We start from the raw sequence: 24,292 nt of genomic DNA, 5'->3' as shown, positions 1-24,292 counted from the left end.
CCGTTCTCCCGGGCCGCCGTCGCGCACAGGAGCGCCGCCTCTGATGCTGTCTTCCGCCCAAGCCCCGCTCTACGAGATCAAAGCAAACCTTTTTAAGGGCCTCGCCCACCCCGCCAGGATACGGATCCTTGAGCTGCTGGCCGCGGCGCCGCAGGAGTCTGCAGGAGTCAGTTACCTGCTGGCAGAGACCGGACTGGAGGCCTCCCACCTCTCCCAGCACCTGGCCACCTTGCGGAAGCACAAGGTGGTGACCTCGGTACGTAGTGCCAATGCGGTGACCTACCAGCTCGCCCACCCTGGGGTGTCACAGCTGCTTGCCATCGCGCGGACCTTCCTCCTGGACAGTCTGGCCGGCTCCAACGAGCAGCTCCGGCTGGCACAGCAGCTGCCCGCGGACCATTTGGCGGGCGGGTCAGCCTCGTGACTGCGAACCCGGTCACCGCCCCCGCCACGGCCACCAGGAGAATCACGCGGTTCCTCCCCTCGCGACACGATTACGCCGGCCTCTCCGCCACCTGGCGCAGTGACCTGATGGCCGGGATCACGGTGGGCATTGTGGCGCTGCCGCTGGCCCTCGCGTTTGGCGTCAGCTCCGGCGTGGGCGCCGAAGCAGGTCTCATCACAGCGATCGTGGCCGGGCTGGTGGCGGCCGTCATGGGTGGGTCCCCGGTACAGGTGTCGGGGCCCACGGGCGCCATGGTGGTGGTGCTGGCACCCGTGGTGGCGGTTCACGGCATTGGCAGCGTTGCCCTCTTATCCCTGATGGCAGGGTTGCTGGTCTGCGCTATCGGCTTCACTGGCCTGGGCCGGGCCGTGGCCTTCATACCCTGGCCCGTGGTGGAAGGCTTCACCCTGGGGATCGCCGCCATCATCTTCCTCCAGCAGGTTCCCCTTGCCACGGGCACGTCCGGCACCCCGGGACACAACACCCTCCTGGCCGCTGCGGAGGCGGCAGCGGGCGCCGCCGCTCCAACGGTCCTGCTGACCCTCGCGCTCGTGGCGGCAGTCGCCGTCGTGATGGTCCTGGTGCAGAAGCTGTTCCGCGCACTGCCGGCCAGCCTGCTTGCGGTACTCCTGGCGACAGCCGCCGCCGAAATCCTGCAGCTGGACGTCCCCCGGATTGGTCCGCTGCCGCATTCCCTTCCGGCACCATCCTTCCCCGCCTTCGACCCCGCGGCGCTTGGCAGCCTGGCGATGCCCGCGGTGGCCGTCGCCTGCCTGGCCGCCATTGAATCCCTGCTCTCGGCGCGGGTGGCCGCCGGGATGGCCGGACCGGACGGCAGGCCAAACGGCGCCTACAGCCCCGACCGTGAGCTGATGGGGCAGGGCCTGGCGTCCATCGCCGCCGGCCTGTTCGGCGGAATGCCCGCCACCGGAGCCATTGCCCGGACCGCGGTCAACGTGCGTTCCGGCGCCAGGACCCGCCTGGCCGCGGCGGTGCACGCCGTCGTGCTGCTGGGCATCACTTACCTGGCGTCCGGAATGGTCAGCCGCATCCCGCTCGCAGCACTGGGCGGGGTCCTGATGGTCACGGCAGTGCGGATGGTTTCGCGGCGCACCGTCACCGCCATCCTGCGTTCCACCCGGGCAGACGCCGCGGTCTTCGTGCTGACGGCGGTCATCACCGTAGCCTTCGACCTCATCGTCGCCATCCAGATCGGCCTTGCCGCGGCGGCCCTCTTCGCACTGCGGAAATTCGCCTCCCTGAGCGGAGTCCAGCGTGAGGAGATCCCCGGTCCCCCGGCCGAAGGAGACGAACACATCGCCGTGTTCCGGCTGGATGGGGCGATGTTCTTCGGGGCCGCCGAACGCATCCTCCAGGAGATCAGCCAGGTCAGGGACGTGCAGGTGGCGATCATCAGGCTGTCCCAGCTGCGGATGCTCGACGCCACGGGTGCCCATGCACTGGTGGAGGTCATTGCCGCCCTGGAACTGCGCGGCATCACGGTCCTGCTCAAGGGCGTCCGGCCGGACCACCTGGCCCTGGTCACGAATGTGGGAGTGATCCGTTCCCTGCGGCACCACAAACACCTGTTCGAGCGCCTTGACGATGCCGTGGAGCACGCCCGCAGCCACGTCCTGCGGAACGCGGCGGCTAGCGCCTGAGGTTCTTGCGGATCGCCTGGCCGCGGACCACGATGCCCACGACATGCAGGACCAACCCCAGCGCGATGAGGGGCAGGGACGCCATGGCCAGTGCCTGATTTCCGCTGGTGTTGCCCACCAGGTTGAGGATGATGCCGACGGCGATCAGTCCCATGGCGCTGAAAACCAGGACTTTGTAGCGGGTTGGCGCGGTGGCCCAGAATTCATTCAGCACCGTCCAAGTCTACCGGCGTGCCCGGCCGTGACGGGCCGTGACGGGTCAGAACAACGCTTCCTGTAGTGCCGGCATGTCGGACGCATAGTCCCCCAGGACGATGGTCCGCGCGGCCAGTTGGGACAGGTTGACCACGAACCCTGCATCCGAGCCGTCCAGCCGGGCCAGGGCGTGCACGCCGCTAAGGGCGGCAATCTCGAAGCCGTGCTGCCCGGTGTCCAAGGGATGCGGGTATGGGTGGCGGGGCTTGTTTCCGCAGAAGGCATTATCCAGATACAGGGCATCAGCATGCGCGGGCCTGGCCCACTGCTCTTCCACAGTGTCAAAACCTTCGACGGCGGTGCGAGCCAGCAACGTGCGCACCTCACCGGCCTCCCGGGCGTTCATGGCGTTCAACGCCGTGGCCGGGAGTGGCTGCAGCAGTGCCTCCGCCTTGGCTGCCGAACGCACCTGCTGCGTCAGGCCGACGTCGGCCGTCACCAGGTCCTCGAGGATCCGCACCACCCGGCCGTCCTGCGCCCGTGCCACATAACGTGCCACCGCTGCGCCCTGCTCCGCCAGCCGGTTCCACTTCCTTGGCCCGGAGGCCGTCCCAACCTTGGTGGCACCACCGGCGAAGGTGGCCACATACAGCCAGTGTTCCTGCATCAGGTAGTCCCGGAGGCCTGGGGTGACCCGTCCGCCCCGGTGGAAGTCGTGCATCAGCCGGAACTCGTCCAGCACAAAGCACCGCTCGCACTGTTTTCCCCGGATAGCCGGGGCTGCAGAGGCACAGAGGATGTGGCTGCGCGAGCCGGCCGACTTCACCCGGGTGTGGCCCAGGCAGAACCTCCCGGGCTCCACCACCTGGAAGCCGAGCCGTTGGCCCCTGCCAAGGCCGATCTCCCTGAATTCCCCCTCCGGTGACTGGAGGCGCAGGACCGCGCCGCCGCCGTCGCCCGCTTCTTTGAAAGTGCTTGCTGCGTCCGCAGCCGGCCCATCCCAAAAGACCCCGTGGACCAGATAGCGGGTATCGGTCAACGGGGTCTCCTGATGTGTCCTGGGTGCTACAGCGCGGGCTGCACCCCGAAGGCTACCGCGAGCTTCATGATCTTCTCGGCACGGCCCAGGCGGGGCAGGTCGGAGCCGTCACGGATGACGCGGCCATTGGCTTCGAAGTCGTTCATGAAGTCGGTGGCCCAGGCGACGTCCGACGGGGTGGGGCTGATGACCTCGTTGATGACCGGGGTCTGGTCGATGGCCAGGCAGAGCTTGCCGGTCATGCCCATCATCACCGTGATGCCGGTCTGCTCGCGCAGGATGGGGTGGTTGGTGCCGACGGTGGGTCCGTCGATGGGGCCCGGCAGGTTGCCGACGCGGCTGGCGACCACGAGCTTGGCGCGCGGGTAGGCCATGGCTTCGGCGGTGGCAGCCATGCCGGTGTCGCGGCGGAAGTCGCCGGAGCCGAAGGCCAGGCGGAACGCGCCCTGGGCCTTGGCGATGTGGTTTGCTTCCTCGATGCCCAGGGCGGATTCCACCAGCGGGATGACGGGGGTCTTGCCGTCCATGCGGTGGAAGCTCTCGGTGACCTGGTCCGCGGATTCGGTCTTGGCGAGCATGACGCCCAGCAGCCCGGGGGTGCCGCGCAGGCCGGCGAGGTCGTCAGCCCAGAACGGGCTGGTGGCGTCGTTGATCCGGACCCAGGCCTTGCCGCCGGCGGTCAGCCAGTCAATGACGTTGTCGCGGGCCTGGTCCTTCTGGGACGGGTCCACCGCATCTTCAATATCCAGGATGATCGAGTCGGCGCGGGACACGGCCGACTGGTCGAAGAGCTCCGGCTTCATGGCATTGACCAGCAGCCAGGAACGGGCGATCTCTGCGGGGATATTGCGTTCCGGCCTAACGGTTTCGGCGGCGATGGTAGACGTCATGCCTTCTACAGTATCCGGCCCGTGAGCGGCACGGTGATGAAAACGGCCCGCTTGTGAGGATCAATACGAACTAAACGGGTTGTGACTGGCGCGGCGGGGTCAGGGGATGTTGCTGCCGCGCGCCGTGACCCAGAGTTTGTACCAGTCGGCACGGGTCAGGGCCTGGGCCACGCGTGCGGCGTCGCCGCAGGCGTGGATCCGGCCGGGATTCACTGTCCCGATGACGGGCGCGATCCCGGTGGGATGCTTCATCAGCCACCCCAGGAGGATGGCCTCACCGGAGGTGCCGTACTGGCCAGCAAGCTCTGCAACAAGTTCCGCAGTCGCCGCCCCGGCGGACGTGGGGCTCTCCGGTTCAGCGCCGGTGTAGGCGCCGCGGGCCAGCGAGCCGTACGCCTGCAAGGTGATGTTGTTGCGGGTGCAGTACTCCAGCGTGCCGTGCGGGAAGCTGTAGTCCAGGTGTTCCGGGTGGTTGACAAGGACCTGGCTTTCCAGCCATGCCCGCTTGAGCAGGCTCATTTCCAGCTGGTTGGCCACCACGGGCGTCTCCAGCCGGTCCTGCAGCAGCTCGATCTGCGCCGCGGACATGTTGGATACGCCCAGCGCCCGGACCTTCCCTTCGGCCATAAGCTGCCCGACGGCGGCAGCCACCTCCGCAGGATCCGCCAGGGGGTCCGGGCGGTGCAGCAGGAGGATGTCCACGTAGTCGGTCCTGAGCCGTTCAAGGCTGCCGTTGACCCGTTCCAGGATGGCGTCCCGGCTCAGGTCATAGTGGGTCTGCAGGCCGCGCTCGTTCAGCCGGATGCCGCACTTGGTCTGCAGCCGGATCCGCTCCCGCAGTCCGGGGGTGGCGGCCAGAACCTCGCCGAACACCGCCTCAGACTTGCCGTTCCGGTAGATGTCTGCGTGGTCGAACAGGGTGATGCCAGCGTCCAGGGCGGCCTGGACGGCAGCAGCGGCCTGGTCCACATGGTGTGTGCCATGTGGCTCCCCAGACCAACTGCCGCCCAGCCCCATGCATCCGTAGATGACTTCCTGCATCAGGCCCGGCCGCTTCTGCGGGACAGTCGCATCAGCGCAGCCATGCGGTGGTGTTGGCCGGCAGCTTGTTGTCCTCCAGCGGGCCGCTGCTGACCAGTACCGTCCCGGCGGGAAGGTCGACGGCGGTGTTCCCAAAGTTGGTCACGGACTGCCAGCCGTTGGGACGCTTGAAGTGCAGCACGTCCGGGTTGCCGTTCTCAACCCACTCGAGGTCCTCGTCCGTGAGCAGTTCCCGGCGGAGCTGCAGGGCCTTGCGGTACAGCTCGAGGCTGGAGCCTTCGGTGCCGTCCTGGGCTTCAACCGCGTACTTGCTGAACCAATCCGGCTGCGGAAGGTGGGAACCGCCGTCGCCGAATCCGAAGGAGGTGCCTTCCACCTTCCAAGGCAGCGGGACGCGGCAGCCGTCGCGGCCCACCTCCACGCCCTTGTTGCGGAAGAAGGACGGGTCCTGCCGTTCCGATTCGGGAATCTCGGCCACTTCCTGCAGGCCCAGTTCCTCCCCCTGGTACAGGTAGGCAGAGCCGGGCACAGCGAGCATCAGCAAGGTGGCGGCGCGGGCGCGGCGTTCGCCGAGCTCAGCGTCCAGCTGGTCCTTGGGTCCGCCGGCGAGCAGCCAGTCCTTGCCGTCCTGGCCCTTGGCGCCGGCCTTTTCCTTGGACACCTGCGGCAGGCCGTAGCGGGTGGCGTGCCGCACCACGTCGTGGTTGGAAAACACCCACGTGGAGGAGGCACCGGTGGCGGCCGCCTCGGCGAGGTTGCGGGTGATGATCTCCTTGTACTCGGCGGCGTCGAAGTCCGCCTGGAGCAGGTCGAAGTTGAACGCCTGGCCCAGTCCCTGCGGGCTGGCATAGCGGGCGCGGCGGGTGGCGTGCACCCAGGCCTCGGCGACGGCGGTGCGCGGCGGGTTGTACTCGTTGAACACCTCGCGCCATTCGGCGTAGATCTCGTGGACTTCGTCGCGGTCCCAGAACGGGTGGGTGCCGTCGTCGAACCCGTCTACACCGGTGTTGGCCGCGCTCAGTTCCAGCTTGGAGAGCAGCGGTTCGGTCAGGTCCTTGGTGAGGGCGTGGGCCACGTCAACGCGGAAGCCGTCCACGCCCCGGTCGGACCAGAAGCGCAATGTCTTGAGGAAGTCGTCGCGGATTTCCCGGTTGGACCAGTTCAGGTCCGGCTGCTCCTTGGCGAAGATGTGCATGTACCACTGGCCAGGGGTGCCGTCCGGTTCGGTGATGCGCTCCCACGCCGGTCCGCCGAACACCGAGTCCCAGTCCGACGGCGGGAACTCGCCTTTGGAGCCCTTGCCGTCACGGAAGATGTAGCGGTCGCGTGCCGGGGAGCCCTTCGGCGAGGCGAGCGCCTCCTTGAACCATTCGTGCCGGTCCGAGGAGTGGTTGGGGACGATGTCGGCGATCAGCTTGATGCCGGCGTCGTGCAGGGCCTTGGCCATCTCGTCGAAATCGGCCAGCGTGCCCAGCTTGGGGTCGACGTCGCGGTAGTCGTCGACGTCGTAGCCGCCGTCCGCGAGCGCTGACGGGTAGAACGGGCTCAGCCAGACGGCGTCGATCCCCAGCGACTTCAGGTACGGCACCTTGGCGGTGATGCCTTTGAGGTCGCCGATACCGTCGCCATTGGAGTCGGCGAAGCTGCGCGGATAGATCTGGTAGACGGAGGCCTGGCGCCACCAGTTGGGGTCGGCCAGACGGTCAGAGTCGGACAGGGTTGCCAGGGTGGCAGTGGTGGACAAGGACTAACCCTCTTCTTCAGTGCGGTCTATATTTATATTGAAACTAAATTTACTTCCTCAAGTATTATCAGGTGATTTGTACAGGAAGGTCAACAGCATGCGTGAACCAGTTCCGGCGACTCCCCAGTTGCTCCGCCGCGTCAGTGCCGGCGCGGTCCTGGAGTTCATGCGGACCACAGCCGCCGTGACGGTCACTGACGTCATGGCAGCCACTGGGTTGACCCGCGCCACCACCATTGCCGTCTGCGAGGACCTGGTCCAGCGGGGCTGGCTCCTGGAGCTGGAGAATCAGCGCGAGTTTGGCGGATACCAGAAGGGCCGCCCGGCGCGCCGGTTCGAGCTCAACGAGCGGGCCGGCGTGGTCCTGGGCATGGACATCGGCTACTCCAAGGTCACCGTGGTGGTTTCAGACCTCCGGGGCAGGACCCTTGGACGGTCCAGCCGTCCGTTCCAGGCCGGCAACGTGGGATCGCGCGAACGCATCGCGTTCATCGATGGCGTGGCCTTGGAGGCACTGCGTTCCGCGGACATGGAGCCCCGGCAGGTGCTGGCAGTTTGCGCGGGCGTGGCCGCACCCGTGGACCGGCACGGGGACGTGGTGGCCACGCAGGAGTTCTGGGGCCTGTTCGACCTCGGGCTGCGGCCGGCCCTCAAGGAGACACGCGGCTGGACCGTCCTGCTGGAGAACGACGCCAACCTTGCCGCCCTCGGCGACCGGTGGCAGGGGGCGGCCGCCGGGATCGACGACGTCGTGGTGATCCTGGCCAGCGAACGTCTGGGCTCCGGCATCGTGGAAGGCGGGCGGCTGGTGCATGGCTCCCGCGGCAGCGCCGGCGAGCTTGCCTACCTGAACCTGGTGGAAGGCGTGGGTGACACGTACGGCATCGCCCACCTGGCCCGGACCTGGGCTGCCGAGGCCCTGGCCACGCCCGTCCCCACTGCCCTCCGGGATTTCTTGCCAGGCCGGGTCGAGGCAGAACAGGTCTTCGCCGCGGCAGCCAAAGGAGACGCCGTGGCGCTGGACATCCTGGACCGCCTGGCGGACAGGATGGCACGGGTTATCGGCACCGTCGCCACCCTGCTCAACCCCGACCTGGTGGTCATCGGCGGCGGCGTGGCCGACTCTGCGGACGTACTCCTCACTCCCATTAGCGAGCGCCTGAAGGAGTTCACGGCCACCCCCGCACGCGTGGCAGTGTCCCCGCTGGGCGATTCGATCGTCACCGTGGGCGCGGTGCGCTGCGCCCTGGACTACGTGGAGAAGCACTCCTTGGACCTGGTGCTCGCAGGGCGCGCCGCTCCGGCTTGAGGGGTTCCTACTCCGGCATGACCATGGTGCGCAGGTCCAGCTGCCGGAGCACCCGGTCTGCCACCTCGGGATCCATGTCCGGCTCATTGCGGGCGGCCACCACTTCCTGCCGGGCTGCGTCCAGTGCGATGGTCTGCACGGCGATGGCCAGCTCGCGTCCACGCTGGCGCTTTTCCGCCAGGGGCTCGTTCCGCAGGCTGCCGTCCGTCAGTTCCGCGTGCAGGCGCTGCATCCTGTCCTTGACCAGCGCCACTTTCTCCGGCGGCAGGTCCGTCATCAGGTCGTGCTGTTTCAGGGCCGCCACCGCGGCCGCCTGGGCCCTGGTGGCCAGCAGCCGGACGGCGTCGCGCTCCGCGGTACCGTCCTCGGAGGCGTTGAGGACCCGCATCAGCCATGGCAGCGTCAGGCCCGGAAGGACCAGCGTGGCAAGCAGCACGGCGCAGGCGATGACCAGCAGGTAGTCCCTGCCGGGGAACGGCGTGCCATCCGCCAGGGTCAGCGGCAGTGCCAGGGCCAGCGCCAGGGTGGCCAGGCCGCGCATGCCGCACCACGTCAGGATGAGAACTTCCTTCAGGGATGTGGGCTGCAGCAGGTTCCTGCGTTTCCTGGCGCCCAGGGCCAGGACGCCCAGCCACAGGAACCGGACCGCGAAGACCAGGACACAGACCACAAGGGACGCCCCGATCATGCCGAAAATTTCCGTTCCCTCATCCCGGATGACATGGCGGATTTCCAGCCCCACCAAACCGAATGCCAGCCCGGTGGCCAGCAGTTCCACCACATCCCAGAAGGCGTTCCGGGTGACCCGCTCGGCAGCATCCTGCGGGCGGGCGTGGCGCTGCATTTCCAGGGCGGTGACTACCACGGCAATGACGCCGGAGGCATGCACCTCCTCCGCCAGGATGTACGCGGCGAACGGCACCACCAGGGTCACGGCACTCCGGGCCACCATGGACGTGACCAGCCGGGTGATGAGCGCGATCAGCCAGCCCATGGCGACGCCGACCACGACGGCAAGCGCCGCTCCCACCAGGAACTGCAGGACGACGTCGGGCCCTATCTTGGTGCCGCCCACGGCAGCCGCCACGGCTGCCTGGAAAATGACGATGGCGGCAGCGTCGTTGAACAGGCCCTCGCTCTGCAGGACGGTGATCAGGCGGCGCGGCATGTGCACGCGGCCTGCCACGGATTCCACGGCCACCGGATCCGGCGGGGCCACCATGGCTCCGAGGGCGATGGCGGCCGGAATTCCGATGCCGGGGATCATCAGCCAGGCGGCGCCGGCCACCACGGCGGTGCTGATCACCACCAGGGCCACGGCCAGCATGATCAGGGTCCGCCACCGGATGCGGAACACGGCCCATGAGCTTCGCTGGGCGGTGGCGAACAGCAGCGGCGGCAGGAAGATGGGCAGGATCAGCTCGGGTTCAATTTCCAGGTCCGGGAAACCCGGTATGAACGTGAGGGCCACCGCCAGGAGGAGCATCAGGACCGGGTACGGCAACCGCAGCCTGTCCCCCAGGCCCACGGCCACCACCGTGGCCAGCAGCAGTCCAACTATCAGTGCGAGCTGGTCCATAAGCCTCTTCCCTGCCGGCGCCTACGGGCGCGGTTCCAGGGCGGCGGCCACCGGCAGGGTGCCGTCGCGGAACTCGATGGTCCGGCCCGCTGTCTGCGGCAGGTCCAGCACCGCCGCTGCCACGATCGCAGTGTTGGCCCGGGACGTCTCCCGGCCCCCTTCCGGCGAGGGGTCGACGTCGATCCGTCCGGTTCCGGGGTTGTCCGTCAGGGCTCCCGGGCCAAGGATGGTCCACGCCAGCCCGGTGCCGCGCAGGTACTCGTCCGCGGCCGCCTTCGCTTCGGCATACGCATAGAAGCTGCTGTCTTCGGGCACCCCGTGGTCCTTGCCGGCACCGAAGTAGGACACCATGACGTACCGGTGCACCCCGGCCTGGGCAGCGGCATCCATGGAGCGGATGGCGGCATCCCTGTCCACGGCGTAGGTGCGCTCCGGGCTGCCGCCCCCCGCGCCGGCGGACCAAACCACGGCGTCATGCCCGGCCAGGGCATCGGCGATCGCCGCCGTCGTGGAATTCTCCACGTCCAGGACCGACGGGGTGGCGCCGGTGGCAGCGACCTCGTCGGCATGGTCCGGGTTCCGGATTAAGGAGGTCACTGAGTGGCCCTCGCCAGTGAGCAGTTCGGACAGGAGGAGGGCCACTTTTCCGTGGCCGCCAATAATGGCAATGCGTGTCATGCACCCATTCTGCCCGCCGGTCGCCCACAAACAGAGCAATATGGCTTTGAACAGGGCCTTTGGGCTCTATTGGGGGTTTCCGGCACCCACCTAGCTTGGGGGCATGGCTGCCGGACCCCATGCGGGGTTAGATGGACCCGCATCAGAAGCAATGTTGAAGCTGGGCCGTTTCTTCACGAGGTGGGACCAGACGGAGGACGGCAGGGCGGTGTTCCGGGAAGGCGGCCGAAAGGGCGACATCTTCTACCGGGACCGCTGGAGCCACGACAAGGTGGTCCGGTCCACGCACGGGGTGAACTGCACCGGTTCGTGCTCTTGGAAGGTGTACGTCAAGGACGGCATCATCACGTGGGAGTCCCAGCAGACGGACTACCCATCTGTCGGGGCGGACAGCCCTGAGTACGAGCCACGGGGCTGCCCTCGCGGGGCAGCCTTTTCCTGGTACACCTACTCCCCCACCCGGGTGCGCTTTCCCTATGCGCGCGGCGTCCTCGTGGAGATGTACCGGGAGGCCAAGGCGCGGCTGGGCGACCCCGTGCTGGCGTTTGCCGAGGTGGCGGCCGATCCCGAGCGGCGGCGCCGCTACCAGCAGGCCCGCGGCAAGGGCGGCCTGGTGCGCGTGTCCTGGCAGGAGGCCATCGAGATTGCCGCCGCGGCCCACGTGAACACCATCAAAACGTACGGCCCGGACCGCTGCGCGGGCTTTTCCCCCATCCCGGCGATGTCCATGGTCTCCCACGCGGTGGGAACCCGCTTCATCCAGCTCATCGGCGGGGTCATGACGTCCTTCTACGACTGGTATGCCGACCTGCCTGTCGCCAGCCCGCAGGTGTTCGGGGACCAGACCGACGTTCCCGAGTCCGGGGACTGGTGGGATGCCCGCTACCTCATGATGTGGGGCTCCAACGTTCCCGTCACACGCACCCCGGACGCCCACTGGATGACCGAGGTCCGGTACCGCGGCACCAAGGTGGTCACCGTCAGCCCGGACTATGCGGACAACACCAAGTTCGCCGATGAATGGCTTCCGGCGCAGGCCGGAACGGACGCCGCACTGGCCATGGCCATGGGCCACGTGATGCTGAAGGAATTCTTCGTGGACCGGCAGGTGCCGTTCTTCACCGACTACGTGAAGCAGTACACGGACCTTCCCTTCCTGGTCAGGCTGGAGAGGACCGACGACGGCGCCCTCACGCCGTCGAAATTCCTCACCGCCCTTGACGTCCCGAGCGAGTCCGTGGCTGAGGATGCCGCGTTCCGCACCGTCCTGTTCGACAAGGCCGCCGGCCGGGCGGCCGTTCCCAACGGGTCCATGGGGTTCCGCTACTCCGCCAGCGGCGAGGGCAAATGGAACCTGGACCTCGAGGGGATCGAGCCTGCCCTGTCCCTCCGGGAAGTGTCCGAACAGAACGCGGAGATCCTGCTCCCCTGCTTTGAGGATGCCGGCGGCGAAGGCAGCATCCTGCGCAGGGGCGTCCCGGTGATGGAGGTGGGCGGCCAGCTGGTGACCACCGTGTTCGACCTCATGCTTGCCCAGTACGGCGTGGGCAGGGACGGCCTGCCCGGAGACTGGGCTGCCGGCTACGACGACGCCGCCACCCCCTACACACCGGCCTGGCAGGAGGAGATCACCAGCGTCCCGGCACAGGCCTGCATCCGGGTGGCCCGGGAATTCGCCCGCAACGCGGAGCAGTCCCAGGGCCGTTCAATGATCATCATGGGCGCCGGCATCTGCCAGTGGTTCCACGGCGACACCACCTACCGGGCGGTGCTGGCGCTGGTGATGCTCACCGGCTGCATGGGCCGCAACGGCGGCGGCTGGGCGCACTACGTGGGCCAGGAAAAGACGCGTCCCGTCACCGGCTGGGTGTCACTGGCCAACGCCCTGGACTGGTCACGGCCGCCGCGGACCATGACCGGCACCAGCTACTGGTACATGCACACGGACCAGTGGCGGCAGGACGGCTATTCGGCGGACGCCCTGAAGTCCCCGCTGTCCACCGGAAAGCTGGACGGCATGCACACGGCGGACGCCATCGCCCAGTCAGCCCGGCTCGGCTGGATGCCCTTCTACCCCCAGTTCGACCGCAACCCCCTCGACGTGGCGGATGAGGCGCAGGCCGCCGTCACCGCCGGCACCGCCGCCGACGCGCCCTCCTACATCGCCGAATCGCTGAAGAACCGCACCCTCAACCCTGCCATCGAGGACGTGGACGCCCCGGCCAACTGGCCCCGGACCCTGGTGCTGTGGCGGTCCAACCTGTTCGGCTCCTCCGCCAAGGGCAACGAGTATTTTCTCCGCAACCTGCTGGGAACGCACAACAACGTCCTGGGACCGGACAGCGCCGAGGAACTCAAGCCCCGGGACGTGGCCTGGCACGACAAGGCGCCCGAGGGAAAGCTGGACCTCTTGGTCTCCGCCGACTTCCGGATGACCTCCACCACGCTGCTTTCCGACGTCGTCTTCCCGGCCGCCACCTGGTACGAAAAGCATGACCTGTCTTCCACGGACATGCACCCGTTCGTGCACGCGTTCAGCCCGGCCATTGACCCGCCCTGGGAAACCAAGACCGACTTTGACACCTTCCACCTGCTCGCCCGGGAATTGTCCAGGCTCGCCGCGACCCACCTGGGCGTCCGGAAGGACCTGGTCAGTGTGCCGCTGATGCATGACACCCCCGGCCAGCTGGCCCAGCCCGGCGGGCGGGTCCGGGACTGGCGGGACCCGGGCATTCCTGCCGTTCCGGGGCAGAATATGCCCGTCTTTTCCGTGGTGGAGCGGGACTATACGGCCATCGCGGACAAGCTCGCCGCCGTCGGGCCGCTCGCTGACAAGCTGGGCTTCACGGTCAAGAACGTCACCTACAAGGTGGCCCAACCGGTTGCGCGGCTCAGCCACGCCAACGGCGTGATGCTGGGCGGGGCGGCGGATGGCCGGCTGGCCATGGACACGGACGCGAAGATGGCCGAGGCGATCCTGGCGTTCTCCGGCACCACCAACGGGGTCCTGTCCGTCCAGGGCTTCAAGGACTTGGAGGTGCGCACCGGCAGGAAGCTCGCGGACCTGGCCGAGGGCTCGGAGGAAAAGTTCATCACGTTTGCCCAGACCCAGGCTGGTCCGGTCCCGGTGATCACGTCCCCGGAATGGTCAGGGTCCGAAACGGGCGGGCGGCGGTACGCCCCGTTCACCATCAACATCGAACGGCTCAAGCCCTTCCACACCCTCACCGGCCGGATGCACTTTTTCCTGGACCACGACTGGATGACGGACATCGGCGAAAACCTGCCCATCTACCGGCCTCCGCTGGACATGCACCGGCTGTTCGGCGAACCGCGGCTGGGTTCTGACGGCGCCATGGAGGTGACCGTCAGGTACCTGACCCCGCATTCCAAGTGGTCCATCCACTCCGAGTACCAGGACAACCTGCTGATGCTCTCGCTGTCCCGCGGCGGGCCCACCGTGTGGATGAGCCCGGCCGATGCCGACGCGATTAAGGTGCGGGACAACGACTGGGTGGAATGCACCAACGTCAACGGCGTCCTGGTGGCCCGCGCCATTGTCAGCCACCGGATGCCGGCTGGAGTGGTTTACGTCCACCACGCCCAGGAGCGCACCATCGACGTCCCGAAGTCGGAGGCCACCGGGCGGCGCGGCGGGATCCACAACTCGGTGACCCGGCTGCTGGTGAAACCGTCGCACCTGGCGGGCGGCTACGCCCAGTTGGCCTACGCGTTCAACTATCTCGGCCCCACCGGAAACCAGCGCGACATGGTGGCCACAGTGCGCCGCCGTTCGCAGGAGGTGCAGTACTGATGCGTGTGATGGCCCAGATGGGCATGGTGATGAACCTGGACAAGTGCATTGGCTGCCACACCTGCTCCGTGACCTGCAAGCAGGCCTGGACCAACCGTGCCGGCATGGAATATGTGTGGTTCAACAATGTGGAGACCCGGCCCGGGCAGGGCTATCCGCGCCGCTACGAGGACCAGGAGCGGTGGTACGGCGGCTGGACCCTGAACCGGCGCGGCAGGCTGGTGCTGAAGGCCGGCGGCAGGGTGAAGAAGCTGTTCGGCATCTTCGCCAGCCCTGTCCAGCCCGAGCTCAAGGACTACTACGAGCCGTGGACCTACGACTACAAGACCCTGGTGGACGCACCCCTGGGTGATGACTTCCCGGTGGCCCGGCCCAAGTCCCTGATCACCGGTGAAGACACCAAGATCACCTGGTCCGCCAACTGGGATGACAACCTGGGCGGCTCCGCGGAGAACGGCGGCCTGGACCCGATCGTGGAAAAGGTCCGGCGCGAGTCCGAGGACAAGATCAAGTTCGCCTACGAGCAGACCTTCATGTTCTACCTGCCCCGGATCTGCGAGCACTGCCTGAACCCCTCCTGCATGGCGTCCTGCCCGTCGGGCGCGATCTACAAGCGGGTGGAGGACGGGATCGTACTGGTGGACCAGGACCGGTGCCGCGGCTGGCGCCAGTGCGTCACCGGCTGCCCGTACAAGAAGATCTACTTCAACCACAAGACCGGCAAGGCCGAGAAGTGCACGTTCTGCTATCCCCGGGTGGAGGTGGGCCTGCCCACCGTCTGCTCCGAGACGTGCGTGGGCCGGCTGCGGTACCTGGGGTTGTTTTTGTACGACGCCGATGCCGTCACCGCGGCCGCGTCCGTCACCGACCCGCAGGACCTTTACGACGCCCAGATGGATGTGCTGCTGGACCCCAACGACCCGCACGTCCAGGCCGAGGCCCGGGCGCAGGGCATCCCGGAGGACTGGCTTGACGCCGCCCGCCGCTCGCCCGTTTACGCCTTGGCCAAGGTCTACAAGGTGGCGCTGCCGCTGCACCCGGAGTACCGCACCATGCCGATGGTCTGGTACGTGCCGCCGCTCTCCCCCGTGGTTGACCTGCTGCGCGACCAGGGCCACGACGGCGAGGACACCGGCAACCTGTTCGGCGCCATCGACGCCCTGCGGATCCCGGTGGAGTATCTTGCCGAACTCTTCACCGCCGGAGACACAGAGCGCGTCACGGCCGTGCTGCGGAAGCTCGCGGCCATGCGTTCCTTCATGCGGGGCATCAGCCTGGGCGAAGACCCGGACGAGGCCATTCCGGAGTCCGTGGGCATGGACGGGCAGGCCATGTATGAGATGTACCGGCTGATGGCCATCGCCAAGTACGACGAGCGGTACGTCATCCCCAAGGCGCACGTGGAGCAGGCCCACGACCTGGAGGAGCTGGGCTGTTCGCTGGATTTCGACGGCGGCCCGGGCATGCAGGATTCGGCACCGTTCGGCGAGGCGAGCGGCAGACCGGTCCCGGTGGCCGTTGACACCTTCCACGCGCTGCGGGACCGGCAGAGTACCGACACCATCGCGGCAGGATCAAGCCTGCACGGCAGGGTGAACCTGCTGAACTGGGATGGCCGCGGCGCACCGCCGGGACTGTTCCCCGACAAGCTTTCCCGGGACAGGGGGCCGGACCCGGACACCCTGGCCGGCGCCGAGGACCAGCCATGAACCGGCCGGCGATGAACCGCCGTGAGCAGGTGGTGTACCTTGCCGCTGCCTGGTGCCTGTCCTACCCGGATGAGGAACTGGTGCACCGGGTTCCCCTGGTCCGGGCCGCGCTGGCCGAGTTTCCGGGCGCCCTGCCGGAGTTCGCCCCGGTACTGGACCTCCTGGAAACTACGCCGCCCATGGAACTGCAGGCCCTGTACGTCCGCGAATTCGACCTGGGCAGGCGGCACGCCCTGCACCTGAGCTACTGGACGGACGGGGACACCCGCCGCCGCGGCGAAGTGCTGGGCCTCTTCAAGGAGGCCTACCGGCACAGCGGTGTCCTGGTGGACCTGGACGGGGAACTTCCGGACTACCTGCCCATGGTGCTGGAATTCGCGGCCCGGGTTGATGGGGCCGCCGGGCGCGAACTGCTGCAGCGCTACCGGGCCAGCCTTGAAATGCTCCGGCTCGGACTCCTGCGGGACAACCTGCCGCACAGCGGGATCCTCGCGGCCATCTGCGCCACGCTGCCGGGAAAGTCACCGCAGGACGAGCAGGAAGTGATGCGCATGGCCGGATACGGACCACCCACCGAAAGCGTGGGGCTCGATCCCTATGACCCGCGGCTGCTGCCCGTCAGGAGGGGCTGACCGTGTGGGCACTCGAGGCGATGCTCGAGACGGAGCCGGGAGCCGCCGTCGTGCTTAACACCTGGGACACCGTCCTGTGGGGCGTCCTGCCCTACGTCATGGCCGTGGTGCTGGTGGGCGGGCTGGTGTGGCGCTACCGGTACGACCAGTTCGGCTGGACCACCAGGTCCTCGCAGCTGTACGAATCCAGGCTCCTGCGGATCGCCTCCCCGCTGTTCCACTTCGGGCTGCTGGCCGTGATCGCCGGGCATTTCTTTGGCCTGGTGATCCCGATGGCCTGGACCGCGGCGGCGGGCATGAGCCAGGAGTTCTACCACTTCAACGCCCTGCTGGTGGGCGGCATCGCCGGCGTGGGGACGCTCGGCGGGATTGCGCTGCTGATTTACCGGCGGCGCACCACGGGGCCGGTGTTCATGGCCACCACCAAGAATGACAAGACCATGTACGTGGTGCTGACCGCTGCCATCGTGTTCGGCCTGTGGACCACGCTGGCCAGCGTCTTCGAAGGCGAACACGGGCACAACTACCGGGAGACGGTGGCGCCGTGGTTCCGGTCGCTTTTCATCTTCCAGCCCGACATCGCGGCAATGGCCGCTGCGCCGTTCTCCTTCCACCTGCACACCCTGGTGGGAATGGCGCTGTTCGTCATCTGGCCGTTCACCCGGCTGGTGCACGCCTTTACCGCGCCCCTGCACTACCTGTTCCGCCCGTACATCGTCTACCGGTCCAGGGACAGGGAGACCAAGGGCAGGGGCTGGTCCGCCGTGGGCACGCCGGACAGGGACACCCGCAACCGCTGACCGGCGGTGCGTTTCGGATGATGTGGTGAGGAGCTGCAAGTGGCGGAAACAACCTCAACGCAGGGCACCGGGAGGGCGCTGAACCTGACGCTGGCGACGGCGGCGTCCGTTGCCGGTTTCTGGGCGTGGAACTCGGTGGCCACGCTGGGCGCCTTCTACACCCAGAACCTCGCCCTGACACCCGCGACCACCGGGATCCTGGTGGCCATGCCGGTGTTCGTCGGATCGCTGGGCCGGATTGTGGTGGGCACGCTGACGGACAAGTATGGCGGCCGGGCCATGTTCACCTTCGTCCTGCTGGCGGCCATCCCTCCCATCCTGCTGGTGTCCGTGGGCGGCCTCCTTAGTTCCTTCGCTCTGGTGCTGGGCGCCGGGCTGCTGCTCGGCGTCGCCGGGACGGTGTTCGCCGTCGGGATCCCGTTCGTCAGTGCCTGGTACGAGCCGGCCCGCCGCGGCTTCGCCACCGGTGTCTTCGGCGCGGGCATGGGCGGGACGGCGCTGGCCGCCTTCCTGAATCCCCGATTGGTTGCCGGGATCGGATACTTTCCCACGCACCTGCTGATCGCCGGTGTCCTGGCCGTGATGGCAGCGCTGGTGTGGTTCCTGATGAAGGAATCGCCGGACTGGGCACCCAACCACGCGCCGGTGCTGCCGAAGCTCATGGATGCCGCCAGGACGGCGGTCACCTGGAAGATGTGCTTCCTGTATGCCGTGGTCTTCGGTGGATTCGTGTCCTTCGCCACCTACCTGCCCACCTACCTCCGGGACGTCTACAGCTTCGACCCTGCCGGCGCCGGCGCCCGGACCGCCGGGTTTGCCCTGGCCGCCGTCCTTGCCCGTCCGGTGGGCGGGGTGCTGGCGGACAGGCTCGGCCCCAAGCCCGTGGTGCTCGTGGCGCTGGCCGCCGTCGCCGTCCTGGGCTGGGTGGTGAACCTGCGGCCCGACGGCGAAGTCCCGGCAGGTGCCACGTTCGTTGCCATGGCTGCCGCGCTGGGCCTGGGGACGGGCGGCGTGTTTGCATGGGTCGGCGTCCTGTCCCCGGCAGGGAAGGTGGGCAGCATCAGCGGCATCGTCAGCGCGGCGGGCGGCCTGGGCGGTTACTTCCCCCCGCTGGTTATGGGCGCAACCTATGACGCCGCGACGCGCAGCTATTCGATCGGGCTGCTACTGCTCGTGGTCACGGCCCTGGTGGCCTTGGTGTTCACCCTCGTCGCGGTCCAGCCCAGGGCCGGGAGGGCGGCGGTTCAGCGGGCGCGGTAGCGCAGGTACACCACACCGTTGCCGAACCGGCGCTCGTCCAGCAGTTCCAGGCTCGCCTCCAGCCCGTCAGGCAGGAAGCGCAGGCCGCCGCCCACGGCCACGGGGTTGATGAACAGCTGGCACTCATCCACCAGCCCGGCTTTGAGGGCGTGCGCCGCCAGGGTGGGGCCGCCGATGCTGATGTTCCTGTCGCTGTTCCTTTTCAGGTCCTGCACCGCTTCCGGGAGAAACTCCCGCTCCAGGCGCGTCCTGGGGGTACCGGCGGTGTCCAGCGACGTGGAGTACACCACTTTGTCCGCTGCCTGCCAGATGCGGGCGTAGTCCTGGATCACCGGGTGGTCATCCTGCGTCCCCATGGTTTCCCAGACGGACATCACTTCGTACATCTGCCGGCCCAGAAGGTAGGTGCCCACGTCCCGCTCCAGGTCGTTGACGAAGGCGTGCACCTCCTCGTCCGGGGCGGACCAGCTGAAGTTGCCGTTCTTGTCAGCCGTGTAGCCGTCCAGGGACATGATTGCGGAGTAGATCAGCTGCGCCATGGGCCCATTCTGCCGGTGGACGTCAGGTCTGGATAGGTGTTTGGCATCGCCTTGAGCATTCCCCGCCTTGTTCGCAGGTCAGAACCTTCAACGCCGTTGATTTGCGAACAGGCCAAGGACCGCCAGCGAAAAGTGGTCCCGGTCAGAGCAGGTTCGCAGTGAGGGTCCTGGCGATGAATGTGCCATAGCGTTCGGCGGACCATCCCCGCTTGACCACCAGGGTCTCGTAGAGTTCGGCGGCGGTGGAGGTGAACATGACGTCGGCAGCTTCGGCCGTGGTGAGTCCGGGCTTGAGGAGCCCCCTGCCCACCAGTTGCCGGGCGTTATGCAGCATCCGCCGGTAACGGGCATCGTCCACGTCACGCAGCAGTGCCGCCATGGAAGCGTCCCCGCTGGCCGCCGCGTCCCTGATGAGAAGGTAGACCGGGGCGCCGATGGGACTGATCTCCGTGGTGAACCGGCCGAACCGCTCCATCAGCCGTACCGGATCCGTTTCCGTCGTCTGGGCCAGATCAGACCTCTGCTCGGCCGGAGGACCGCCCGCACCGAGGAGGCTCTCCTCGTAGATGGCGCGGACCAGCCCCGCCTTGCTGCCGAAGTTCTTGTAGACCGACTCCGCCGATACCCCGGCAGCGCGCGCAATCTCCGCAATGGTTGTCGCGCCGAATCCTTTGGTCAGGAACAGTTCACGGGCGCGGGCACGAACGGTATGCAGCGACTCATCGGCCAGTTGCCGGCGCCGCCGGGCGTCGTAGGCGCGCTTTACGGGCCGCTTTCCGGAGGCATTGACTGGGCTATGCATGCGGTCCTAAACTCCAATCAATACAGCTAACTGTATTGAAATTAATCTAACAGGTCACAGCCTCGCTCCGCGAGGCACCAAGGAGTTTTCCATGGACACGCCAGACGGCGTGGACCGCCTCCCCGACGGCCCTGTGCGCCGAGTGTTTTCCGCAACACAGCGGCGCGACCTCGATGCCATGATGGCCGAGTTCGCCGACGACTACGTCAATATCACCCCCAACCACCCCGCCCGCAGCTTCACCGGAAGCGCGCAGGTGCGGAAGAACTGGTCCGCACTGTTCGCAGGGATCCCTGACCTCACCGTGACAGTGCTGGACTCGGCAACCGGCCCCGGCACCGGCACTGGCACTGGAGGCAAGGTCTGGGTTGAATGGGGCTCGCGTGGAACCCGCCTGGACGGCAGCGCTGTAGAACAGGCCGGCGTCGCCATCTTCAGCCTCCGCAACGACCGGATCGCGGGTGTGAGATTCTACCTGGAGCCTGTCGACAGGGACACGACGGACGTGAATGCCGCCGTCCAGGCCGTCACCGGAGCAGGAACGGAAGGAGCACGGCCATGATCCTCTTGGTCGGGGCCACGGGCGACCTGGGTGGCCGGGTGGCCCGGCTTCTGCGTGACTCCGGGCAGGGTGTCCGCTGCCTGGTCCGGCCCACCACTGACAATTCGCCGCTCCGGGCGATTGGCGCGGAGATTGTGCCCGGCGACCTCACCGAACCGGCCACGCTGCTGCCCGCGTGCGAGGGCGTCGAAACGGTGATCGCCACGGCAACAGCAATCACCCGCCGGTTTGCGGGGACCAGTTCCGCGACCATCCGGGACGTCGATGAGGTGGGCATGAAGCATCTTGTTGATGCCGCGGAGACCGCCGGCGTGCAGCGCTTTGTCTACCTGTCCTTTCCGATCGGCAGCGCCAGCCTGGGGACCCCGCTGGAACAGGCCAAGCTCGCCATTGAGCGGCGCCTGGCCAACTCGCCCATGCGGGCCGTGGTGGTCCGCTCCGACGGCTTGCAGGAGATCCAACTCAGCCGCGCCGCACGGTTCGACCTCGCAGCGGGAAAGGCAGCCGTCATCGGCAGGGGCGATAACCCCCGCCGGCTGGTGTCCACTGAGGATATTGCCGCCCTCCTCTCCGCTGTGGCGGTGGAAACCGATCCGCCGGCGCAGATCGACGTGGGCGGACCTGAGCCGCTGACCAAAAAGGAGATTATTGAGCTGGCAGGAGAACTGGTCCACCACCGCATGAAAGTGCAGCGCATGCCGCGCCCCGTGGCGCGGCTGGCCACCCTCATGTTGAAAAGCAGAAACGACGCCATGGCTTCTGCGCTGGGGGCCGGGCTGTCCTCAGATATCGAGGAGGCCACCTGGGACGACAAGCCCCTCCGCCAGCGGGGGATCAAGCCAAAGTCCGTCAGCGACTTCCTGAAGGAGCAGGCGCAGGCATTGGCCGGCCGCTGACGGCGCGCTCACGCCCGCCGGGACACCAGGAACTGCTGCCCCAGGGTCCACAAATTGGAGACCGTCCAGTAAACCAGGACTCCGATGGGGAAGAACACCCCGCCCGCGCCGAAGACCAGCGGCAGGACATAGAGGAGGACCTTCTGCTGGCGCATGAAGGGACTCTCACTGTCCTGCCCGGCCATGGTCCGTGCCGCCACAAGTTTCTGGGTGAGGAACTGGCAGACAATCATCACCAGGATCATCACGACGGCGAGCGCGGCCACGGCGGTGGAGTCGCCGCCGCCGTGCAGCAGGGAAGCGGACAGCGGCGCCCCGAAGATGCTGGACGAGTCGAACTGGACCACCTGGTCGTGGCCCAATGCCCCGATGCCCACGCCCTGCCTCGATGCGCTGGAGATCCCGGACAGCACCTGGAACAGGGCCAGGAAGAACGGCGCCTGGATCAGCAGCGGCAGGCAGGCGGAAAACGGGTTGGTGCCGTGCTTTTTGTACAGGGCCATCTGTTCCTGGGCCATGGCCTGCCGGGACGCCTGGTCCGTCCGGCCCTTGTACCTGTCCTGGAGTTCCCTGAGGTCGGGCTGCAGCAGCCGCATCCTGCGCTGGGCCCGGACCTGTGCCAGGAAGACCGGGATCAGCGCGGCGCGGATGACCAGCACCAGCCCGATGATGGACAGGGCCCAGGTCCAGCCGCCTGCCGCCCGCATGCCTGCCGCGCTGAGCCCGTCATGGAAAGCCACCAGGATGACGGACACCAGCCACCGGAACGGCTCCATCACCGCCGCCAGAAAGTCCACCAAATCCCCCGTCCTCAGTTGCTGCAAAGCTACTGGGTATCCGGGAAACAGGAAAGCCCCGGAATCTCGGGGATTCCGGCGGCTTTGCCTGTAGCGGTGGGGGGTGCGCCAAAACTGAACCGTCTATTCATCAGATTAACGCCGGTGTTCGGTGCGTCCCGTAAGGGATCCTTTAGCGGGCGGTGCAGTCAACCAGCCTTAGCCTGAGGGCGTCAACAAAAACGGGGCTATTCCCCTCAGGTTGCTGTGGACTGGCTGGTGTCGGCGTGGTCGGTGGTCAGCGGGGTTGGCTTGAAACCTTTGACGATCAGCCAGATGCCTAGGGACAGTTCGAACACGGCGACGGGCAGTGCGGCAAGAACGGCGATCGGGGACACCGCGCCGTAGGCGCCGAAGTAGATTGCGATGTCAGAGGCCAGGAGCAGCGGGGCGCCGATGAATGCGATGATCGGCAGGATCCGGGGCACCAGGGCGGAGCGGTAGAGTACGTAGCCCAGGAGCAGGTCGCAGGCCACGGGCATCAGGCTTTGGGAGAGCAGGAATGTCCAGTTGTAGGTTGCCATGAGGCTATGACTGACTGTGACGAGCGAGGCGGAGTCCGTCCCGGCGGTCCCGGCAACGTCGTTCCGCAGGGTGAGGATCGTGAGCAGGCTGACGACGCTGACGAAAATGAGGCAGGTTTCCACGAGTCGAGCGGCCACGAACCCCAGGGCCGCGGTTTGGCTGACCCGCTTGGCCACCGGATAGAGCACCACGGCGGTGCCGATGCCGGCCAGACCGACAATGACCTCGGACAGGGCGCCCCACTGCACCCCGGCGGTGCTGCCGGCTCCCAGGACGAAAGCACCTGCGTCATCCTTCACCGCTTTGTAGAGGGCGAGGGTGGGGATGGAGACGAACGTGAGCACGTACAGGATGCCGGCGGCCAGGGAGATCCGCCTCGTCGGGTGCATGCCGCGCCGCGGGATGGGTGCTTTGATCGGCGGAGTGATGTGGGTGTTGGCGGCCATGGCGTGCTCCTTGGAAGGTGGATGGATCATTGGGTGCGTTGTGCCGGGCGGCAGGGATGGAACCGCATCGGATTTCTTGGCGGTAGATCCCGGCCGGGCCGGGTGGGCTGTCCGCGGTGGTGGTTCGTTCTCTCCCAGATCGAGGTGGAACGGTGGGTAGAAACCGGCGGCGGTTTGTCTGCTCGTTTCCGGAGGGGCGGACAGTGCAAGGGCTGTTAGGGCGTTACGGCGTATGGCTTGAGTCGCCCTCGAGGTGAGGGGGGAGTTGAAGCCCTTGGCGATCAACCAGACCGGCAAGAGCACGACCTCGAAGAGTCCGCCGGGGAGCAGTATCAACTGTCCCGGTCCGGCATTCATGTCAACAACGCCGAGGAGGTCAAGGAGGACGCCCAGAGAGAGCAGAAGGTATCCGAAGAGGCCAGTGACAGCGATGGGTCGCGGAACCAGCCGGGAGACGTAGAGCAGGTAGCACAGGACCAGACCGCCGAGGCCCGTTGGAATGTAGACCCAGAGCATCTGGTTGGGGACTACGTGCAGCTGGGTCAAGAGGTAGATACCGCCCACGGTCGAGACGATGAACTCGACGATCCTCAGGATCGGGTACCAAAGGGCCAGTTCCCTGTTGACCGTTTTCAGGACCGGATACATCAGCAGCCCGATGCCGACCACGGCAAGGCCTGAACACAGCATGAGCAGCACGCCGATCGTTGGCGGTGCCGTTGCGGTACCGCCGTCCCCGAAGCTTTGTATCAAAGAATTTCCGATCACCGCAGTGATCATCTGAACGACAAACAAGGCCCCTACGATGATTGCGACCATCCTTCGCGACATGGCATTTACTTCCCTTTGATTGGTTGACCCGGAGATCGATTGGTTATTCCGGGGATTCG

The 24,292-nt window shown here is 67.2% G+C and carries 21 protein-coding genes; 10 read left to right on the top strand and 11 right to left on the bottom strand.

Going from position 1 to position 24,292, the window contains the following annotated elements:
- Positions 1-43 precede the first annotated feature (43 nt).
- Entirely contained in the window at positions 44-424 is a 381-nt protein-coding gene (locus QF031_RS04920) for an ArsR/SmtB family transcription factor (RefSeq protein WP_307424894.1), read from the top strand.
- The gene (locus tag QF031_RS04915; protein ID WP_307424892.1) at positions 421-2,106 is read left to right on the top strand and encodes a SulP family inorganic anion transporter; all 1,686 of its coding nucleotides are present in this window, start codon (positions 421-423) and stop codon (positions 2,104-2,106) included. Before QF031_RS04920 ends, QF031_RS04915 begins: the two co-directional genes overlap by 4 nt.
- On the opposite strand, the gene QF031_RS04910 is transcribed toward QF031_RS04915, so the two are convergent.
- The 5 genes from QF031_RS04910 to QF031_RS04890 form a co-directional block, all read right to left on the bottom strand.
- The gene (locus tag QF031_RS04910) at positions 2,096-2,320 is read right to left on the bottom strand and encodes a DUF3188 domain-containing protein (RefSeq protein ID WP_307424888.1); all 225 of its coding nucleotides are present in this window, start codon (positions 2,318-2,320) and stop codon (positions 2,096-2,098) included. The genes QF031_RS04915 and QF031_RS04910 overlap by 11 nt on opposite strands.
- A gap of 45 nt (positions 2,321-2,365) precedes the next feature.
- A complete protein-coding gene (locus QF031_RS04905) occupies positions 2,366-3,340 on the bottom strand; it encodes a DUF2797 domain-containing protein (RefSeq protein WP_307424885.1) in 975 nt (324 codons plus the stop codon).
- Positions 3,341-3,366: 26 nt separating this feature from the next.
- A complete protein-coding gene (locus QF031_RS04900; RefSeq protein ID WP_307424882.1) occupies positions 3,367-4,230 on the bottom strand; it encodes an HpcH/HpaI aldolase/citrate lyase family protein in 864 nt (287 codons plus the stop codon).
- 99 nt (positions 4,231-4,329) lie between these two features.
- Complete coding sequence (locus QF031_RS04895; RefSeq protein WP_307424881.1) at positions 4,330-5,271, bottom strand: aldo/keto reductase; 942 nt, start codon at positions 5,269-5,271, stop codon at positions 4,330-4,332.
- Between the two features lie 31 nt (positions 5,272-5,302).
- Positions 5,303-7,015, bottom strand: a complete 1,713-nt coding sequence (locus QF031_RS04890; protein WP_307424879.1) for a glycoside hydrolase family 13 protein — start codon at positions 7,013-7,015, stop codon at positions 5,303-5,305.
- A 97-nt stretch (positions 7,016-7,112) separates the two neighbouring features.
- On the opposite strand from QF031_RS04890, the gene QF031_RS04885 reads away from it, so the two are divergent.
- Positions 7,113-8,324 (top strand): ROK family protein, encoded by a 1,212-nt coding sequence (locus tag QF031_RS04885; RefSeq protein WP_307424876.1) that lies wholly within the window; start codon positions 7,113-7,115, stop codon positions 8,322-8,324.
- A 7-nt stretch (positions 8,325-8,331) separates the two neighbouring features.
- Here QF031_RS04885 and QF031_RS04880 read toward each other — a convergent pair whose 3' ends face one another.
- Both QF031_RS04880 and QF031_RS04875 read right to left on the bottom strand, forming a co-directional pair.
- Positions 8,332-9,903 (bottom strand): Na+/H+ antiporter, encoded by a 1,572-nt coding sequence (locus QF031_RS04880; RefSeq protein WP_307424873.1) that lies wholly within the window; start codon positions 9,901-9,903, stop codon positions 8,332-8,334.
- A gap of 21 nt (positions 9,904-9,924) precedes the next feature.
- Complete coding sequence (locus QF031_RS04875; protein WP_307424870.1) at positions 9,925-10,581, bottom strand: SDR family oxidoreductase; 657 nt, start codon at positions 10,579-10,581, stop codon at positions 9,925-9,927.
- A gap of 103 nt (positions 10,582-10,684) precedes the next feature.
- On the opposite strand from QF031_RS04875, the gene QF031_RS04870 reads away from it, so the two are divergent.
- The 5 genes from QF031_RS04870 to QF031_RS04850 are packed head-to-tail and all read left to right on the top strand — an operon-like array spanning position 10,685 to position 18,796.
- Complete coding sequence (locus tag QF031_RS04870; protein ID WP_307424867.1) at positions 10,685-14,395, top strand: nitrate reductase subunit alpha; 3,711 nt, start codon at positions 10,685-10,687, stop codon at positions 14,393-14,395.
- Entirely contained in the window at positions 14,395-16,104 is a 1,710-nt protein-coding gene (narH, locus tag QF031_RS04865; protein ID WP_307424864.1) for a nitrate reductase subunit beta, read from the top strand. Before QF031_RS04870 ends, narH begins: the two co-directional genes overlap by 1 nt.
- An 11-nt stretch (positions 16,105-16,115) precedes the next feature.
- Positions 16,116-16,736, top strand: a complete 621-nt coding sequence (narJ, locus tag QF031_RS04860; RefSeq protein ID WP_307433138.1) for a nitrate reductase molybdenum cofactor assembly chaperone — start codon at positions 16,116-16,118, stop codon at positions 16,734-16,736.
- 20 nt (positions 16,737-16,756) lie between these two features.
- Positions 16,757-17,536 carry a respiratory nitrate reductase subunit gamma gene (gene narI, locus QF031_RS04855; RefSeq protein ID WP_307433135.1) on the top strand — a complete coding sequence of 260 codons (780 nt, stop codon included), beginning with the start codon at positions 16,757-16,759 and terminating at the stop codon, positions 17,534-17,536.
- 39 nt (positions 17,537-17,575) lie between these two features.
- Positions 17,576-18,796, top strand: coding sequence for an MFS transporter (locus tag QF031_RS04850; protein WP_307424861.1), 1,221 nt, complete (start codon positions 17,576-17,578; stop codon positions 18,794-18,796).
- Here QF031_RS04850 and QF031_RS04845 read toward each other — a convergent pair.
- A complete protein-coding gene (locus QF031_RS04845; RefSeq protein ID WP_307424858.1) occupies positions 18,781-19,335 on the bottom strand; it encodes a dihydrofolate reductase family protein in 555 nt (184 codons plus the stop codon). The genes QF031_RS04850 and QF031_RS04845 overlap by 16 nt on opposite strands.
- 142 nt (positions 19,336-19,477) lie before the next feature.
- Complete coding sequence (locus tag QF031_RS04840; RefSeq protein ID WP_307424856.1) at positions 19,478-20,137, bottom strand: TetR/AcrR family transcriptional regulator; 660 nt, start codon at positions 20,135-20,137, stop codon at positions 19,478-19,480.
- 91 nt (positions 20,138-20,228) lie between these two features.
- Between QF031_RS04840 and QF031_RS04835 the strand changes: the two genes are divergently transcribed.
- Positions 20,229-20,699 carry a nuclear transport factor 2 family protein gene (locus QF031_RS04835; RefSeq protein WP_307424853.1) on the top strand — a complete coding sequence of 157 codons (471 nt, stop codon included), beginning with the start codon at positions 20,229-20,231 and terminating at the stop codon, positions 20,697-20,699.
- On the top strand, positions 20,696-21,595 hold the full coding sequence (locus tag QF031_RS04830) for an SDR family oxidoreductase (protein WP_307424850.1): 900 nt from the start codon (positions 20,696-20,698) through the stop codon (positions 21,593-21,595). The genes QF031_RS04835 and QF031_RS04830 overlap by 4 nt, the downstream gene beginning before the upstream one ends.
- Positions 21,596-21,603: 8 nt before the next feature.
- Here the strand turns inward: QF031_RS04830 and yidC are convergent, their stop codons facing one another.
- Both yidC and QF031_RS04820 read right to left on the bottom strand, forming a co-directional pair.
- A complete protein-coding gene (gene yidC, locus QF031_RS04825) occupies positions 21,604-22,392 on the bottom strand; it encodes a membrane protein insertase YidC (RefSeq protein WP_307424847.1) in 789 nt (262 codons plus the stop codon).
- 236 nt (positions 22,393-22,628) lie between these two features.
- Complete coding sequence (locus tag QF031_RS04820; RefSeq protein ID WP_307424843.1) at positions 22,629-24,221, bottom strand: DUF4386 domain-containing protein; 1,593 nt, start codon at positions 24,219-24,221, stop codon at positions 22,629-22,631.
- Positions 24,222-24,292 lie beyond the last annotated feature (71 nt).

This window comes from Pseudarthrobacter defluvii (assembly GCF_030816725.1).
Taxonomy (GTDB): Bacteria; Actinomycetota; Actinomycetes; order Actinomycetales; family Micrococcaceae; genus Arthrobacter; species Arthrobacter defluvii_A.
This window is presented reverse-complemented; position numbering and strand designations above follow the sequence as displayed.